The 16451-nt window shown below is 73.7% G+C and carries 13 protein-coding genes; 4 read left to right on the top strand and 9 right to left on the bottom strand.

Going from position 1 to position 16451, the window contains the following annotated elements; genetic code table 11:
• Window positions 1-237: 237 nt before the first annotated feature.
• A complete protein-coding gene (locus AOM02_RS03830) occupies window positions 238-1239 on the top strand; it encodes an SLAC1 anion channel family protein (RefSeq protein ID WP_062296818.1) in 1002 nt (333 codons plus the stop codon).
• Window positions 1240-1248: 9 nt separating this feature from the next.
• Here the strand turns inward: AOM02_RS03830 and AOM02_RS03825 are convergent, their stop codons facing one another.
• The 4 genes from AOM02_RS03825 to gabT form a co-directional block, all read right to left on the bottom strand.
• Window positions 1249-1683 (bottom strand): rhodanese-like domain-containing protein, encoded by a 435-nt coding sequence (locus tag AOM02_RS03825; protein ID WP_062296816.1) that lies wholly within the window; start codon window positions 1681-1683, stop codon window positions 1249-1251.
• A gap of 119 nt (window positions 1684-1802) precedes the next feature.
• Window positions 1803-3167 carry an NAD-dependent succinate-semialdehyde dehydrogenase gene (locus AOM02_RS03820; RefSeq protein WP_062296815.1) on the bottom strand — a complete coding sequence of 455 codons (1365 nt, stop codon included), beginning with the start codon at window positions 3165-3167 and terminating at the stop codon, window positions 1803-1805.
• 37 nt (window positions 3168-3204) lie between these two features.
• Entirely contained in the window at window positions 3205-4671 is a 1467-nt protein-coding gene (locus AOM02_RS03815) for an NAD-dependent succinate-semialdehyde dehydrogenase (RefSeq protein WP_062296812.1), read from the bottom strand.
• On the bottom strand, window positions 4668-6035 hold the full coding sequence (gene gabT, locus AOM02_RS03810) for a 4-aminobutyrate--2-oxoglutarate transaminase (RefSeq protein WP_062296810.1): 1368 nt from the start codon (window positions 6033-6035) through the stop codon (window positions 4668-4670). Before gabT ends, AOM02_RS03815 begins: the two co-directional genes overlap by 4 nt.
• 92 nt (window positions 6036-6127) lie before the next feature.
• Between gabT and AOM02_RS03805 the strand changes: the two genes are divergently transcribed.
• Window positions 6128-7645 (top strand): PucR family transcriptional regulator, encoded by a 1518-nt coding sequence (locus AOM02_RS03805; RefSeq protein WP_062296808.1) that lies wholly within the window; start codon window positions 6128-6130, stop codon window positions 7643-7645.
• A 105-nt stretch (window positions 7646-7750) separates the two neighbouring features.
• Here the strand turns inward: AOM02_RS03805 and AOM02_RS03800 are convergent, their stop codons facing one another.
• Complete coding sequence (locus AOM02_RS03800) at window positions 7751-9112, bottom strand: aspartate aminotransferase family protein (protein ID WP_062296806.1); 1362 nt, start codon at window positions 9110-9112, stop codon at window positions 7751-7753.
• Between the two features lie 8 nt (window positions 9113-9120).
• Window positions 9121-10608: a CoA-acylating methylmalonate-semialdehyde dehydrogenase gene (locus AOM02_RS03795; RefSeq protein ID WP_062296804.1), complete on the bottom strand. Its 1488-nt coding sequence runs from the start codon at window positions 10606-10608 to the stop codon at window positions 9121-9123.
• Window positions 10609-10692: 84 nt separating this feature from the next.
• Between AOM02_RS03795 and AOM02_RS03790 the strand changes: the two genes are divergently transcribed.
• Window positions 10693-12303 carry a PucR family transcriptional regulator gene (locus tag AOM02_RS03790; RefSeq protein WP_082099602.1) on the top strand — a complete coding sequence of 537 codons (1611 nt, stop codon included), beginning with the start codon at window positions 10693-10695 and terminating at the stop codon, window positions 12301-12303.
• A gap of 3 nt (window positions 12304-12306) precedes the next feature.
• On the opposite strand, the gene AOM02_RS03785 is transcribed toward AOM02_RS03790, so the two are convergent.
• The 3 genes from AOM02_RS03785 to AOM02_RS03775 are packed head-to-tail and all read right to left on the bottom strand — an operon-like array spanning window position 12307 to window position 14724.
• Window positions 12307-12654 (bottom strand): cupin domain-containing protein, encoded by a 348-nt coding sequence (locus AOM02_RS03785; protein WP_062296802.1) that lies wholly within the window; start codon window positions 12652-12654, stop codon window positions 12307-12309.
• Window positions 12651-13322, bottom strand: a complete 672-nt coding sequence (locus AOM02_RS03780) for a hypothetical protein (protein WP_062296799.1) — start codon at window positions 13320-13322, stop codon at window positions 12651-12653. Before AOM02_RS03780 ends, AOM02_RS03785 begins: the two co-directional genes overlap by 4 nt.
• 13 nt (window positions 13323-13335) lie before the next feature.
• Window positions 13336-14724 carry an NAD(P)/FAD-dependent oxidoreductase gene (locus AOM02_RS03775; protein ID WP_062296797.1) on the bottom strand — a complete coding sequence of 463 codons (1389 nt, stop codon included), beginning with the start codon at window positions 14722-14724 and terminating at the stop codon, window positions 13336-13338.
• 281 nt (window positions 14725-15005) lie between these two features.
• Here AOM02_RS03775 and AOM02_RS03770 point away from each other — a divergent pair, with 281 nt between their 5' ends.
• Entirely contained in the window at window positions 15006-16379 is a 1374-nt protein-coding gene (locus AOM02_RS03770) for an aspartate aminotransferase family protein (protein WP_062296795.1), read from the top strand.
• The last annotated feature ends 72 nt before the right edge of the window (window positions 16380-16451 follow it).

The following is a 16451-nucleotide window of genomic DNA, read 5'->3' as shown; positions in this document are numbered from 1 at the left end:
TGCATAGGGGACGATGCGGCGGTGCGCGGGTCCCGGAAATGCCACCGGGGACGCTTGCCTGGCGCCCCGGCGACCCGCTCCGCGCGCGATCGCGACACGCGGGGCGACACGCCGGGCCCGCGTCCCGCGCGCGGGACGCGAAAGTCCGGGACCATAGGCCCCGGCTGCCCCCCGGCACCCCGGTGCCAGACTGAAGCCATACGCCACGGGGTATCCGTCGACGCCGAGGAGGCAGCCATGACCGCCGAGCCCACCGCCGCATCGTCCGCGCCGCCGCCCGCTCCCGCACCCAGCCTCGCCCACCTGCCCGTGGGCGTGTTCGCCATGGTGATGGGCATCGGCGGCACCGCCGTCGCGTGGTTCCGCGCCGGGGAGGCCTTCGGGCTCGCGCTGCCGGTCGACGAGGCGCTCGCGTGGATCGGCCTCGCGGTGCTCGCCGCGGCCGTCGTCGCCTACGGGGCGAAGGTCGCGCGCCACCCGCGGGCCGCGGTGGCGGAGTGGTCGCATCCCGTGAAGGCGGCGTTCGTCGCGACGCTCCCCGTGTCGATGATGGTGCTGGCGATCGCGTTCCTGCCGATCTCCGAGACCCTGTCCGCGATCCTCTGGTGGCCCGGCGCTGCCCTGCAGTTCGTCATCACGGTGCTGGTGATGCGCACGTGGATCGCGGACGCGCGCGTGCAGTCCGTGCACGTCCACCCCGCGTGGTTCATCCCCGTCGTCGGCAACCTCGTGGCGCCGCTGGCCGGGGTCGCGCACGCGCCCGCGGAGATCAGCTGGTACTTCTACGGCGTCGGCGCCGTGTTCTGGCTGGGCCTGCTGCCTGTGGTGCTCAACCGCCTGTTCGTGGAGGGCGTGATGCCGTGGCGTCTCGCCCCCACGCTCGCGGTCCTCGTGGCCCCGCCCGCGGTCGCGTCGCTGTCGTGGGTGCGGCTGGGCGGCTCGTGGGACGACCCGCTGGCGATGATGCTGCTCGGCGTGGTCATCTTCCAGCTCGCGCTCCTCACCGCGCAGGCGGGCTACCTGCGCAAGGTGCCGTTCGCGGTGAGCGCGTGGGCGTACACGTTCCCTCTCGCCGCGTCGGCCTCGGCGCTGCTCGCGGCGCACGAGAGCGGCGCGACGGCCTTCGCGGCCTGGGTCGGGGTCGCGGCGCTCGCCGTGGCGACGCTGCTCGTGCTGGGACTGGGCTGGCGGACCGCGGTGGCGGTCGCGCGGGGCGAGCTGCTGGCTGCCGAGGGGTGAGCCCCCGGGTCAGTCGGTGACGACGTCGCCCGTCCAGGCGCCGATGCCGCCCTCGAGGCCCACCGTGTTCTCGACGCCCTCGCCGGTCATGACGTCGATCGCGGCGCGCGAGCGGTTGCCCGAGCGGCAGTAGACGGCGTAGTCGGCCTCGGGGTCGAGCGCCGCCACCTGGGTCTGGAAGTCGGCGGCGGACACGTCGATGTTGACGGCGCCGGGCAGGTGGCCCTCGGCGTACTCGGCGGGCGTGCGGACGTCGACGATCGTGACGCCGTCCTCCGCGGCGGCGACGGCGAACGAGGCGGCGGAGACGTGCGAGCCGTCGAAGGCGACGGTCTCGGCGGCCTCGGCGGCGGGTGCGTCCACGCCGGTCGAGCAGGCGGAGATCGCGGGGACGAGGGCGAGCAGGGCGCCGGCGAGGGCGCCACGGACGATGCGTCGGTTCATGCGGGACACTATACCCCAGGGGGTATGTGGCTCGGCGTGGGCGCGGAGACGTCCGAACGCGACGACGCCCGGCGCGCGCCCGAGGAGAGACGTCTCGGGGGCGCGCCGGGCGTGGCGGGTCAGATGACGCGGATGAGCTTCTTGTTGACGAACTCGTCCGCCGCGAGCAGACCCATCTCGCGCGAGGTGCCGGATCGCTTCACCCCGCCGAACGGAAGCTCGGGGCTGTCCGCGAGCACGCAGTTGACGTAGACCATGCCGGCCTCGATCGCGTCGGCGACGCGCTCGGCCTGCGCCGGGTCGGTCGTGTAGACGTACGAGCCGAGGCCGTACGCGGTGTCGTTCGCGAGGGCGATGGCCTCCTCCTCGCTCGCCACCTTGTAGACCGCGGCCGCCGGGCCGAACAGCTCCTCGCGGTACACGTCCATGTCGGACGTGACGCCGGTGAGGACCGTCGGGTAGTAGAAGGCGCCGTCGCGCTTGCCGCCCGCGTGCAGGATCGCGCCCTGCTCGACGGCGGCGTTGACCTGCGCCTCGAGGCGCTCGGCCGCCGCGAGCGACGACAGCGGGCCCAGCACGGTGTCCTCGGCGAACGGGTCGCCCACGGTGCACGCGGTCATCGCGGCGGTGAACTTCTCGAGGAACTCGTCGTAGAGCGAGTCGATGACGATGAAGCGCTTGGGGGCGTTGCAGGACTGGCCGGTGTTGTCCATGCGGGCCTCGACGGCGCCCTCGACCACGGCGTCCATGTCGTCCGTCGACAGCACGATGAACGGGTCCGAGCCGCCCAGCTCGAGCGCCACCTTCTTGAGGTGGTAGCCGGCGAGCGAGGCGACGGCGGAGCCGGCACGCTCGGAGCCGGTCACGGAGACGCCGGCGATGCGGCGGTCCGCGATCATGTCCGCGGCCTGCTCGTTCGAGGCGTAGACGTTGACGTAGACGCCCTCGGGGAAGCCCGCGTCGCGGTAGATCTGCTCGATCGCCGCGGCCGACTCGGGGCACTGCGGCGCGTGCTTGAGGACGATGGTGTTGCCCACCACGATGTTCGGCGCCGCGAAGCGTGCCACCTGGTAGTAGGGGAAGTTCCACGGCATGATGCCGAGCAGCGCGCCCAGCGGGCTGCGGCGGATCACCGCGGTGCCCTCGCCGAGGATGTCGATCGGGGTGTCGCCCGTGACCTTCTCCGCGTTGTCCGCGTAGAACTCGGTGATGTCAGCGGCGAAGTCGACCTCGCCGAGCGCGGCCTCGAGCGGCTTGCCCATCTCGCGCACGATGATCGCGGCGAGCTCGTCGCGACGCTCGCGGTGGAGCTCGGCGACACGGCGCACCAGCGCGGCGCGCTCCTGCACCGTCGAGGTCCGCGACCACCCCCGGTAGGCGCCGTCGGCCAGGGCAAGCGCATCCTGGACCTCCGCGTCGCTCATGGTCGGGTAGTCCGCCAGGCGCTCGCCCGTGGCCGGATTCACTACTGCGTAGCCGCTCATGTCTCTCCTTCGGTGGGGTGGGTGGGGAACGTCGCGCTCAGCCGTGCGGGATCAGCGTGTACTTGGTCGACAGGTACTCGTGGATGCCCTCGGCACCGCCCTCGCGGCCGATGCCGGACTGCTTCACGCCGCCGAACGGCGCCGCGGCGTTCGAGACGACGCCCGCGTTGAGGCCCATCATGCCGGTGTCGAGCCGGTCGATGAGGCGGTGACCGCGGGCGAGGTCACGGGTGTAGGCGTACGAGACGAGCCCGTACTCGGTCGAGTTCGCGAGGGCGATCGCCTCGTCCTCGGTCTCGAAGGTCGCGATCGCGAGGACCGGGCCGAAGATCTCCGTGCTGAGGATCTCGGAGCCGGGCCGCACGCCGGTGACGACGGTGGGCTCGACGAACGTGCCCGGGCCCTCGACGGCGGAGCCGCCGGTGGCGACGGAGGCGCCGCGCGCCACCGCATCGTCCACGAGCGCGAGCGAGGTGGCGACCGCGCGGTCGTCGATGAGCGGGCCGATCTGGACGCCGTCCTCGGTGCCGCGGCCCACCTTCATGGCGGACACGCGCGCGGTGACGCGGCGCGCGAACTCGTCGGCGACGGATGCGTGCACGATGAAGCGGTTGGCCGCCGTGCACGCCTGGCCGATGTTGCGGAACTTCGCCATCAGCGCGCCCTCGACGGCGGCGTCGAGGTCCGCGTCCTCGAAGACGAGGAACGGGGCGTTGCCGCCGAGCTCCATCGACACCCGCAGGACGCCGTCGGCGGCCTGCTTCATGAGCGCGCGGCCCACCTCGGTCGAGCCCGTGAAGGACAGCTTGCGCAGGCGCGGGTCGGCCAGGATCGGCTCGGTCACCGCACGCGACGAGGTGGTCGTGATGACGTTCACGACGCCGGCGGGCACGCCGGCCTCCTCGAGCACGCTCGCGAGCAGCAGCGTCGTGAGCGGGGTGAGGGCGGCGGGCTTCACGACGACGGTGCAGCCGGCCGCGAGCGCGGGCGCGATCTTGCGGGTCGCCATCGCGAGCGGGAAGTTCCACGGCGTGATGAGGTAGCTCGGCCCCACCGGGCGCTGCGAGACGACCATGCGGCCCGTGCCTTCGGGGTTGTCGCCGTAGCGGCCCGTGATGCGCACGGCCTCCTCGGAGAACCAGCGCAGGAACTCGTTGCCGTACGCGACCTCGCCGCGCGCCTCCGCGAGCGGCTTGCCCATCTCGAGCGTCATCAGCAGCGCGAAGTCCTCGGTGCGCTCCCGCACCAGGTCGAACGCGCGGCGGAGGATGTCGGAGCGCTTGCGCGGGGCCGTCGCGGCCCACGCGTCCTGCGCGGCGACGGCCGCGTCCAGGGCGCGCTGCGCATCGTCCGGCGTGGCGTCGGCGATGCTCGCGAGCACGTCGCCGGTCGACGGGTCGAGGACGTCGAAGGTGGCGCCGGACGACGCGGCGGTCCACTCGCCGCCGATGTACAGGGCGCCGGGGACGGAGTCGAGCAGCGTGCGCTCGGCGGCGGCGGTCATGCGGCCACCTCCGCGGCGAGCGCGGCCGCGACGACGTCGAGGCCCTCGTGCAGGAGGTCGTCCCCGATGCTGAGCGGCGGCAGGAAGCGCAGGACGTTGCCGTACGTGCCGCACGTGAGGACGACGACGCCCTCGGCGATGCAGCGCTTCGCGACCGCGCCGGCGAGCGCGGGCGCGGGCGCCTGGGTCGCGGGGTCGACGAGCTCGATGGCGACCATCGCGCCGAGGCCGCGGACGTCGCCCACGCGCGGGTCCTCCGCCTGCAGCGCGCGCATGCGGCCGAGCATGATCTCCCCCAGCTCGGCGGCGCGCTCGACGAAGCCCTCGGTCTCGAAGGCGTCGATGCTGGCGAGCGCCGCGGCGCACGCGATCGGGTTGCCGCCGTACGTGCCGCCCAGGCCGCCCACGTGCGCGGCGTCCATGATCTCGGCGCGGCCGGTGACCGCGGCGAGCGGGAGGCCGCCGGCGATGCCCTTGGCGGTGGTGACGAGGTCGGGCACGAGGCCGAAGTGCTCCGACGCGAACATCGCGCCGGTGCGGGCGAAGCCGGACTGCACCTCGTCCGCGATGAGCACGACGCCGTTGGCGGTGCACCACTCGGAGATGGCCGGGAGGAAGCCCTCGGCGGGGACGATGAAGCCGCCCTCGCCCTGGATCGGCTCGATGATGACGGCCGCGAGGTTGTCCGCGCCCACCTGCTTCTCGATCACCGACAGCGCCCTGGCCGCCGCCTCGGGGCCGGTGAGGCCGTCGCGGTACGGGTAGGACATCGGCGCCCGGTAGACCTCGGAGGCGAAGGGCCCGAAGCCGCTCTTGTAGGGCATCGACTTCGCGGTGAGCGCCATCGTGAGGTTGGTGCGGCCGTGGTACGCGTGGTCGAAGGCCACGACCGCCTGGCGGCCGGTCGCCTTGCGCGCGATCTTCACCGCGTTCTCGACGGCCTCGGCGCCCGAGTTGAACAGCGCGGACTTCTTGGGGAAGTCGCCCGGCGTGAGGCGGTTGAGAGCCTCCGCGACGGCGACGTAGCCCTCGTAGGGCGACACCATGAAGCACGTGTGGGTGAAGGACGCGGCCTGGCGCTGGACGGCCTCGACCACCTTGGGGTGGGCGTTGCCCACGCTGGTGACGGCGATGCCGGAGCCGAGGTCGATGAGCGAGTTGCCGTCGGCGTCGACGACGACGCCGCCGCCCGCGGCGACCGCGGCGATCGGGGCCGTGTGGCCCACGCCCGCCGCGACGGCGGCGGCCTTGCGGTCGAGCAGCTCCTGGGAGCGCGGTCCGGGGATCGCGGTGACGAGGCGTCGCTCCTGGGCGAGCGCGGGCCCGCCGGTGGTCGCGGAGGCGGCGGTGTCGAGGGTGGTCATGTGGTCGACGCTAGGCGCGCGGGCGGGACGCGGGCACTCGCCGCTGCGTACAACGTCTTGCGGCGGACTGTCCACGGTGGCAGGCTCACCTCATGGCCGCCCCGACGATCCGCGCGCTGCTCGCGCGTCCCGAGCTCAAGCTCCGCCTCGCGACGCCCGAGGACGCGGTGGCGCCGGGCGCGCTCGACGCGACGGTGCGCTGGGTGCACAGCTCGGACCTCGCGGATCCGACCCCGTTCCTCGCGGGCGGCATGGTGCTGCTCACGACCGGGACGCAGTTCCGCGACGCGGGCGACGACCCCAAGCCCTACGCCGCGTACGTGCGCCGGCTCGCGCGCTCGGGGATGCTCGGGCTCGGCTTCGGCACCGAGGTGGCGCGCGAGGGCATCCCGGAGGCGCTGCTCGCCGCGTGCGTCGCGGCCCGCCTGCCGCTGTGGGAGGTGCCCTACGACACTCCCTTCATCGCACTCGCCCGCGCCAACGCCGAGGCGCTCGCCGCGGTCGCCTACGAGCGGCGAACGTGGGCGCTCGAGGCGCAGCGCGCGGTCGCGGTCGCCGCGCTGCGCCCCGACGGGCTGCGCTCGATGCTCGCCGAGCTGGCGCGACGCCTGGGCACGTGGGTGGGGCTCGTCGACGCGGGCGCGCTGCTGCACGAGCACCCCGGCGGCGGCATCGACGCCGCCACGGTGGCCGCGCTGCAGCGCCACGCCGGCGACCTGCTGGTCCGCGGCGTGCAGGCGACGTCGGGCGTGACGGTCGGCGAGCAGGCCTTCCACCTGCAGACGCTCGGCCAGCGCGGCCGCCTGCGCGCGGTCCTCGCGATCGCCGCCGAGGAGCTCGACGAGCAGCACCGCGCGGTCGTCACCACGGTGGTCGCGATGGCCGCGCTCGCGCTCGAGCAGCGCCAGGACCTCGAGCAGGCGCGTGACGCGCTCGCCGCGGGGGTGCTGGCGACCCTGGTGCGCGGCGACGTCGCCTTCGCGGGCGACGTCGCGAGCGCCTCGGGCGCGCCGCTGCCCTCCTCCCCCGTCGTCGTGGCGATCGCCGACGAGCGCCTCGCCGCGGTGGGCGGCGTGGGCCGCTGGCTCGACACCCGCGGGGTGCCGGTGCTGCGCGCCGAGCAGGACGGCGACCTCGTGATGGTGCTGGAGGAGGCGGACGCGGCGCTGATCGACGAGCTGGTGCTCCGCCACGGCGGCGCGGCCGGCGTCTCCGACCCGGTGGGCCTCGGCGAGGTCGCGGCCGGGCTCGCGCAGGCGCGGACGGCGCGCGAGCGGCGCACCGCGCCGGTGACGCGCTTCGCGGACCTGCCCGGCGCGGGCGTGCTGGCGCTGCTCGACGGCGCGGAGGCGCGCACCGTCGCGCGGGCCGCGCTCGAGCCGCTCGCCCGGCACGACGCCGAGCACGGGTCCGAGCTGGTGGCGACGGTGGCCGCGTGGTTCGCGGCCGACTGCGCGCACGATGCGGCGGGGCGGGCGCTCGGGGTGCACCGTCACACGGTGCGGGCGCGGCTCGCGGCCGCGCAGGAGCTGCTGGGCCAGGACCTCACCACCGTGGCGGGCCGTGCCCAGGTGTGGGCGGCGCTGCGCGCGGCGGGGCTGCTCAGCTAGCCGCCGCATCGTCCCGCGTGGCGCCCGGTGGGCGCTGCGAGGTGCTCAGTGCCCGAAAGAGGTCGGATCGGGCACTGAGCCCCTCACAGCACGCGGGGTCGGAGCTCAGGCGATGAGCGCGTCGACCTCGCTGAGCGCCTCGTCGATCACCTTGAGGCCGCGCCGCAGCTCGTCCTCGGTGATGACGAGCGGCGGCGCGACGTGCGTGCGGTTGAAGTGCACGAACGGCCACACCCCGGAGTCCTTGCACGCCTTCGCGAAGACGCCCATGGGGGCGGCGTCCTTGCCCGACGCGTTGAACGGCACGAGCGGCTCGCGGGTCTCCTTGTCGCGGACCAGCTCGATCGCCCAGAACAGGCCGGTGCCGCGCACCTCGCCCACGCACGGGTGGGACTCGAGCCAGCCCTCGAGGATGGGGCGCACCACGCGCTCGCCGAGGTCCTGGACCCGCTCGAGGATGCCGTCACGGCGGAAGACCTCGAACGTGGCGACGCCGGGGGCGCACGCGAGCGGGTGGCCCGAGTACGTGAGGCCGCCGGGGAAGGCGCGCTCGTCGAACGCCGCCGCGATCTCCTCCGAGATCACCACGCCGCCGAGCGGCACGTAGCCCGAGTTGACGCCCTTCGCGAAGGTGATGAGGTCCGGGGTCACGCCGTGGCCCTGGAACGCGAACCACTCGCCGGTGCGGCCGAAGCCGACCATCACCTCGTCCGCGATGTAGACGATGCCGTAGCGGTCGCACAGCTCGCGGACGCCGGCGAGGTAGCCGGGCGGCGGAACGAGCACCCCGTTGGTGCCCACCACGGTCTCGATGACGATCGCGCCGATCGTCGATGCGCCCTCGAGGACGATGGTCTGCTCGAGGTGCTCGAGCGCGCGCCGCGTCTCCTGCTCCTCGGTCTCCGCGTGGAAGGCCGAGCGGTACAGGTACGGCCCGAAGAAGTGCACCACCGAGCCGTCGGCGGGCTCGTTGGGCCAGCGACGCGGGTCGCCCGTGAGCGAGATCGCGGTCGTGGTGTTGCCGTGGTAGCTGCGGTACATCGCGAGCACCTTGCGCTTGCCCGTGACGAGGCGGGCCATGCGGACCGCGTTCTCGTTCGCGTCGGCGCCGCCGTTGGTGAAGAACACCTTGGTGAAGCGGTCGCCCGCGACGTCCGTGATGAGGCGCGCGAGCTCGCCGCGCACGTCGTTCGCGAAGGACGGCTGGATGGTCGCGAGGCTGCGGGCCTGCTTCTCGATCGCGGCGACCAGGTCGGGGTGCTGGTGGCCGAGGTTGAGGTTGACCAGCTGCGAGCCGAAGTCGAGGTAGCGGTTGCCCGCGTAGTCCCAGAACTCCGAGCCCGCGCCGCCGGCGACCGGCAGCGGGTCGATGAGGCCCTGCGCGCTCCACGAGTGGAACACGTGGCCGCGGTCGTCGGCGCGAACGCGCGCCTCGGCACCGGTCATCGCGTCGTTCTCGATGGTCATCGCGCCTCCTAGTGGTTGCTCGGGAAGCCGAGGTCGATCTGCGACTCGCTGGCGTCGGGCCAGCGGGTCGTCACGACCTTGGATCGCGTGTAGAAGTGGATCGACTCGGGGCCGTAGATGTGCGAGTCGCCGAACAGCGAGCTCTTCCAGCCGCCGAACGAGTACGCGCCGATCGGCACCGGCAGCGGCACGTTGACGCCCACCATGCCGACCTCGATGTCCATCTCGAACGCGCGGGCGGTGCCGCCGTCGCGGGTGAAGATCGCGGTGCCGTTCGCGAACGCGTTGGCGTTGACCAGCGCGACCGCCTCGTCGTAGGACGACGCGCGGGTCACCGACAGCACGGGGCCGAAGATCTCGTCGTCGTACACCTTCATGCCCGGCTTGACGTGGTCGACGAGGCTCGTGCCGACGAAGAAGCCGTCGCCCTCGAACGCCTGCGTGGTGCCGTCGACGACGACGCTCGCGCCCTCGGCCTCGGCGCCCGTGACGTACGACGCGACGCGGTCGCGGTGCTCGCGGGTGATGAGCGGGCCCATCTCGGAGGCCGGGTCGGTGCCGTCGCCGATCGTGAGGGTGGCCATGCGCTCGGCGACCTTCGCGACGAGCGCGTCGGCCGTCTCCTCGCCCACGGGCACGAGCACCGAGATCGCCATGCAGCGCTCGCCGGCCGAGCCGTACGCGGCGGACACGGCGGCGTCGGCCGCGGCGTCGAGGTCCGCGTCGGGCATGACGATCATGTGGTTCTTCGCGCCGCCGAGGGCCTGGACACGCTTGCCGTTCGCGGTGCCGCGCTCGTAGATCGCGCGGGCGACGGGGGTGGAGCCGACGAAGGACACGGCCTTGACGTCGGGCGAGTCGAGGATCGTGTCGACCGCGACCTTGTCGCCGTGGACCACGTTGAGGACGCCGGCAGGCAAGCCCGCCTCCTCGAAGAGGGCGGCGAGGAACAGCGACGCGGACGGGTCCTTCTCCGAGGGCTTGAGCACCACGGTGTTGCCGCACGCGATGGCGGAGGCCGCCATCCAGAGCGGCACCATGACCGGGAAGTTGAACGGGGTGATGCAGCCGACCACGCCGACGGGCTGCTTGGTCGAGTGCACGTCGACGCCGCGCGCGACCTGCTCCGAGTGCTCGCCCTTGAGGTGGTGCACGAGGCCCGCGGCGAACTCGATGTTCTCGATGCCGCGGCTGATCTCGCCCTTCGCGTCCGACAGCACCTTTCCGTGCTCGCGCGTGATGATCGCGGCGAGCTCGTCCTGGCGCTCGACCAGCAGGTGGCGCATGCGGAAGAACACGTCCGCGCGGCGCACGAGGCCGGTCGCGCGCCAGCCCGGCAGCGCGGCCTTCGCGGCGGCGATGGCCGCCTCGGTCTCGGCCACCGAGGCGAAGGCGACCTCGCCCACGACCTCGCCCGTGGCGGGGTTCCAGACCTGGCCGGTGCGCTCGCCGGCGCCGGCCTCCTGGCCTGCGACGTGGTGACGGATCAGGCTCACGGCTCTCCTCTCGACGCGCGCCGGACACTCTGCCCGACGCGGGGGTGGTGCGATGAGGTTCAGATTCACACATACGATGAGCCGATGGACCCCTCCGACCGTCGCGATTACGGCGTCAGTCCGACACATCGTCCGGCTGGCGCCGCGCTCGCCGCGCTGCCCACCGTCGCCGAGCTTCTCGAGGACCCGGCGTTCCGCGCCGGGCTGCCCGAGGTGGTCGTCGGCGGACCCGCGCTCGAGGCCCCGGTGCGCTGGGTGCACACCTCCGAGCGCTCGGACATCGCGCGCATGCTCGAGGGCCGCGAGCTGCTGCTGTCGATGGGGACGGCCTGGCCCGAGGACGATGCGTCGCTCACGGGCCTGGTCGACAGCCTCGCCGAGGCCGGCATCGCCGCGCTCGTGCTCGAGCTCGGCACGCGCTACACAGTGCCGCCCACCGCCGTGGTCGAGGCGGCGCGCCGCCACGGCCTCGCGTTCGTCCTGCTCCATCGCGAGACGCGCTTCGTCACGCTGACCGAGGCCGGCCACCACCGGATCATCGCGGGCCAGATGGCCGCGCTGCGGGCACGCGACGAGGTCCGCGAGACCTTCACGTCGCTCGCGCTGCGCGGCGCCCCCGCCGACCACGTGGTGCGCGAGCTCGCCCGCGCGCTGGGCGCTCCGGTGGTGCTCGAGAGCCTCGCGCACGAGGCGCTCATCGCGGAGATCCCGACGGGTGCCGAGCAGGCCGTGCTCGGCGACTGGGAGCGGCGCTCGCGCGCCGCGCACCGCGAGCCCGACGAGGACGGCTGGGTCGTCGTGCCGGTCGACGCGCGCGGCAAGCGCTGGGGCTCGCTCGTCGCGCTGCCCGGGCCCGCGCACCCCGCCGGACGGGCGAACGTCCTCAGCCAGGGCGCGATCGCGCTCGCGCTCGGCCGGCTCGCCGACGGCGGCCGCGACGAGTGGGCGACGCTCTCGCGCCGCCACGTGCTCGACCCGCTGCTGGCGGGCCGCTTCGCGACGCCCGAGGCGATGGCGGCGCGGCTCGAGGCCGCGGGCGTGCCCGTGACGGACCGGCTGCTGTACGGGCTCGCGCTGCGCGGCGGCGAGCCGTCGCCCGCGGAGATCGAGGCGTGGGCGCTCGGCATCGGCGGGCGCGCCCGCGCGCTCGCCACGACGGGCCGCACCGGCGGCCCGCTGACCGTCGTGCTGCTGTCCATGCCCGCGCATCGTCCCCTCGACGACGCCCTCACGGCCGCGCTCCAGCGCGCGCTGCGGGACTCCGCGCGGGTCGCGATCACCGTGGGCCACCAGGCCGACGAGGTCGACGCGGCCACGCTGTCGCTGCACGAGGCGATCGACAACGCGGGAGAGCCCGCCGCGGGCACCGTGCTGTGGGTCGACCGCCGGCCACTCGCGCGGCTCCTCAGCGGGCTGCGGGACGACCACCGCCTGCTCGACCACGGCGAGCGGGTGCTGTCCCCCATCGTCGAGCACGACCAGCGCACCGGCGGCGACCTGCAGCGGGTGCTGCGGGCCGCGCTCGCGCACCCGGGCAACCGGACCGCGGCGGCGCGCGCGGCGCACCTGTCGCGCTCGGTGTTCTACCAGCGGCTCGAGCTCATCGAGGGGCTGCTGGGCGTGGACCTCGAGGACGGGGAGACGCAGACCGCGCTGCACATCGCGCTGCTCGCGCGTCCCGGCTCCCGCGACTAGGGGTCAGCCCGCGACGTAGACCTTGCGCAGCGTCTCGGTGACGGTCCAGCGGGTGCTCATGCCCTCGGTCAGCCACACCATCGAGCCGGGGCCGACCTCGGCGGTGGGCAGCGCGGGGTCGAGGTACTCGATGGTCGCGCGGCCGGTGAGGACCACGAAGACCTCGTCGGCCTCGACGTCGGTCGCGACGCCGACGGTCATCTCCCACACGCCCACCTCGACCTCGGCGATCTCGGCGAGCGCGGCGGCGCCGGCGACGGGCGCGCCCTGCTCGACCATGTCGGCGGGCACGGGCTCGGTCTCGAGCGGGAGCGCGAGGAGGTCGACGGGCAGGCCGGGTTCGAGGTTCATGGCTCGAACCCTAGCCCGAGCGGCTCGGCGCGCGGGAGCCGGCGCTCGCGGGCGCGGTGCGCGACCGCGCGCCAGCAGCGCGGCACGTTGGTCGCGATCGCGAGCGCCCCGAACGCGAGGTAGCTCGGGATGACCGCGGTGCCGGTCCAGCCCATCCCCACCACGACGTAGATCGCGCCCTCGAGCGCGCTCACCGCCGTCGCGAGGACGGAGATGCCGGCGACGTCGGCGGCGCGCATGCCGGACCACAGCGCGGGCAGCGAGTAGGCGGCCGTCACCGCGACGAGGGACATGCCGATCGACACCCGCAGGAGGCCCACCGCCTCGCCGACGATGCCGATGAGCGCGAGGCCCGCGAGCGTCGCCGCCGCAGCGCGCGGGATGACCGCGCGGAAGCCCCGGTCGATCCGCACCGCCTCGCGGCACAGCCGGGCGTGGAAGAACGCCCACACCAGGGTCGCGACGAGCACGCCCCACGCCTGCGCGAGCACCGCGACGGCCAGCCACGCGGGCACCGAGCCCAGCAGCACCCCGAGCGACACCGCCGACAGCCCGGACACGCGGCCCGTGCGGCGCACGCGCAGCCACGCGGGCACCGCGCGCGCGAGCTCCACGGCGATGAGGGCGGCGCCGGTCGCGAGCACCCAGCCCGCGCCGGCCGGGATCACGGCCGCATCGCGGTCATGAGTCGAACCCCAGGCCCAGGCGGTCGAGCGTGCGCAGCAGGACGTTGCGGCGGCCCTCGCGGTGATCGGCCTGGTCGAGCGACCACCGCGTGGCGTTGATCCCGAGGCTCGCGAGCGGCTCGGGCGGGAACGGCAGGGGCCGCTCCCGCACCATGCGCAGGCGGGTCCGCGGGGTGTCCTCGCCCGCCAGCAGGTCGAGCATGACGTTCGCGCCGAAGCGGGTCGCGCCCACGCCCAGCCCGGTGAAGCCGAGCGAGTACGCCACGTCGCCGCCGCGCGCCGAGCCGAAGAACGCGCAGAACCGGGTGCTGGTGTCGATCGCGCCGGCCCAGCGGTGGGTGGCCGTGATGCCGTCGAGCTGCGGGAAGGTCGTGAGCAGGTGGCTCGCGAGCTTCTCGTAGGACTCGGGTCGCTCCTGGTACGAGGCCTTGAGCCGGCCGCCGGCGTGGTAGATCGCGTCGTAGCCGCCGAACAGCAGGCGGTTGTCGGCCGTGAGCCGGTAGTAGTGGAACTGGTTGGCGAGGTCGGCGACGCCCTGGCGCCCCTCCCAGCCGATATCGGCGAGCTGCGCGTCCGTGAGCGGCTCGGTCATGAGCGAGTAGTCGAAGACCGGCACCGTCATGAGGCGGTTGCGCTTGAGCAGCGACGGGAAGACGTTGGTCGCGAGCGCGACGCGACCGCCGCGCACCACGCCGTCGCGCGTCCGGACCACCGGCCCGTCCTCGAGCGCCACCACCGGCGACTCCTCGAAGATCTGCACGCCCAGCTCCTCGGCGACGCGCGCGAGCTCGCGGGCGAGCTTCGCGGGGTGCACGAGCGCGGTGTCGTCCGGGCTCAGCTGTCCGCCCAGGTAGGTGGGCGAGTTCACCAGCGCGCGGGTCGCCTCGGCGTCGAGCACGCCCTCCCCCTCGAGCCACTCCACCTGGTGCGGCTCGACCGCGACCGCGAGCGCGCCGGTGCGCTGGAAGTCCACGTCCATGCCGTAGCGCGCGACGGTCGCCTCGATCTCGTCGAGGTTCTCCATCCCCAGGCGGTCGAGCTCGTCGATCTCCTCCGGCCAGCGCGAGGCGCCGTTCTCGTGGCCGTGCGTGAGGCTCGCCTCGCAGAAGCCGCCGTTGCGGCCCGACGCGGCCCAGCCCACGCGGCGCGCCTCGAGCAGGATCACCGAGCGCTCCGGGTCGCGCTCCTTCGCCATCACCGCGGTCCACAGCCCGCTGTAGCCGCCGCCCACGATCACCAGGTCGGCCCGGTGGCTGCCCGCGAGCGCGGGGCGCGCGGGGCCGGGCGCATCGTCCGTCCAGAAGGGGCTCAGGGTCGAGCCCTCGAGCATGGCGGCGATGGACGATGCGGCGCCGGGCTGGCGCTCGAAGACCGTGCTGACCACGGGTATCACTCCTGACGGTGGTGTGCTTGAGCGGCATCGAACCCCACCCGCGCGGGGACGCGCAAGGCCCGAGGTCCCGGTCGCGGCCGTTCCGGACACGGCGCCCGTCGGCGCTCGGGCGCGCGACGCATCGTCCGGCCGTCGTCATGGAACTGAAACACGGCCTGGGCTATCGTCGTAGTTGCACTCCCCGGGTGTGCGACCCCAGCGCCAGGCCGGCGGGCGGTCGCGAAACCACCTCATGAAGATGCCCGTCGCCAGGCCGGTCGGGTGGAGGAGTCATGCCTGTCACGCTCGACCGCGCCCGTATCGCGCAGCTCATCGAGGAGCAGACCGCGCTGCTGAACGAGCGCACCACCAAGTCCAAGGCCATGTACGGCCACGCCTCGGAGCACCTCTCCGGCGGTGTCGCGTCCAGCTACCAGGGCCGCGACCCGTGGCCGATCTACATCGAGTCGGGCGCGGGCGACCGCATCACGGACGTCGACGGCAACGAGTACTACGACTTCCACAACGGCTTCGGCTCGATGGTCCAGGGGCACGCGCACCCCGCGATCGGCGAGGCGCTCGCGAAGCGCTACCCGCTCGGCACGCACTTCGCCGCGGCCACGGAGGACGTCATCGACGTCGCCGACGAGCTCGCACGCCGGTGGGGCCTGCCCAAGTGGCGCTTCACCAACTCGGGCTCCGAGTCGACCATGGACGCGATCCGCATCGCGCGCGCCTACACCGGCCGCGACACCGTGATGAAGATCTTCGGCTCGTACCACGGCCACCACGACACGGTCATGGTGTCGATCGGCGTCGAGTACGACAAGATCGGCGACCGCGAGAACTACGCGTCGCTGGCCTACGGCGCGGGCATCCCGCAGGCGACCGTCGACATGACCGTCGCCGTGCCGTTCAACGACGCCGGCGCCATGGAGCGCCGCATCGAGCGCCTCGCGGAGGAGGGCCGCCTGCCCGCCTGCGTGATCATGGAGGCCGCCATGATGAACCTCGGCGTCGTCCTGCCGGAGCCCGGCTACCTCGAGGCCGTGCGCGAGATCACCGCGAAGCACGGCATCGTGCTGATCTTCGATGAGGTCAAGACCGGCCTCGCGATCGCCCCGGGCGGCGCGACGGAGAAGTTCGGCGTCATGCCCGACCTGGTCACGCTCGCCAAGGTGCTGGGCGGCGGCCTGCCGTCGGGCGCGATCGGCGGCTCCGAGGAGGTCATGTCGGTCGTCGAGAGCGGCAAGGTCTACCAGGTGGGCACCTACAACGGGAACCCGCTGTCGATGGCGGCCGCGAAGGCCTCGCTGCTCGAGGTGCTCACGCCCGAGTCCTACGTGCGCCTCGGCGAGCTCAACGACCGCATCGTCGCCGGCTGCCAGGCCGTCATCGAGAAGTACGACCTCCCGGGCTACGCCGTGGGCATCGGCTCGAAGGGCTGCGTGACGTTCTCGACCGAGAAGATCACGGACTACGAGGGCTTCAAGAACGCGCAGGACGCCGAGCTGTGCGACCTGGCGTGGCTGTGGAACATGAACCACGGCATCTTCATGACGCCGGGCCGCGAGGAGGAGTGGACGCTCTCCGTGGTCCACTCGGACGCCGCGATCGACGCGTACGTCGACACGTTCGACAAGCTCGCGGCGGCGCTGACCGCGTAACCGCTGTCCAGGAGGCCGGGGCCCTGCGGGGTCCCGGCCTTCGGCGTCTGCGGCCCGTCCACCGTCCCGCCC

It is taken from the genome of Demequina maris (assembly GCF_000971155.1).
GTDB lineage: Bacteria > Actinomycetota > Actinomycetes > Actinomycetales > Demequinaceae > Demequina > Demequina maris.
Note: the sequence above shows the minus strand (reverse complement) of the source record. Positions and strands in the feature narration are given on the sequence as shown.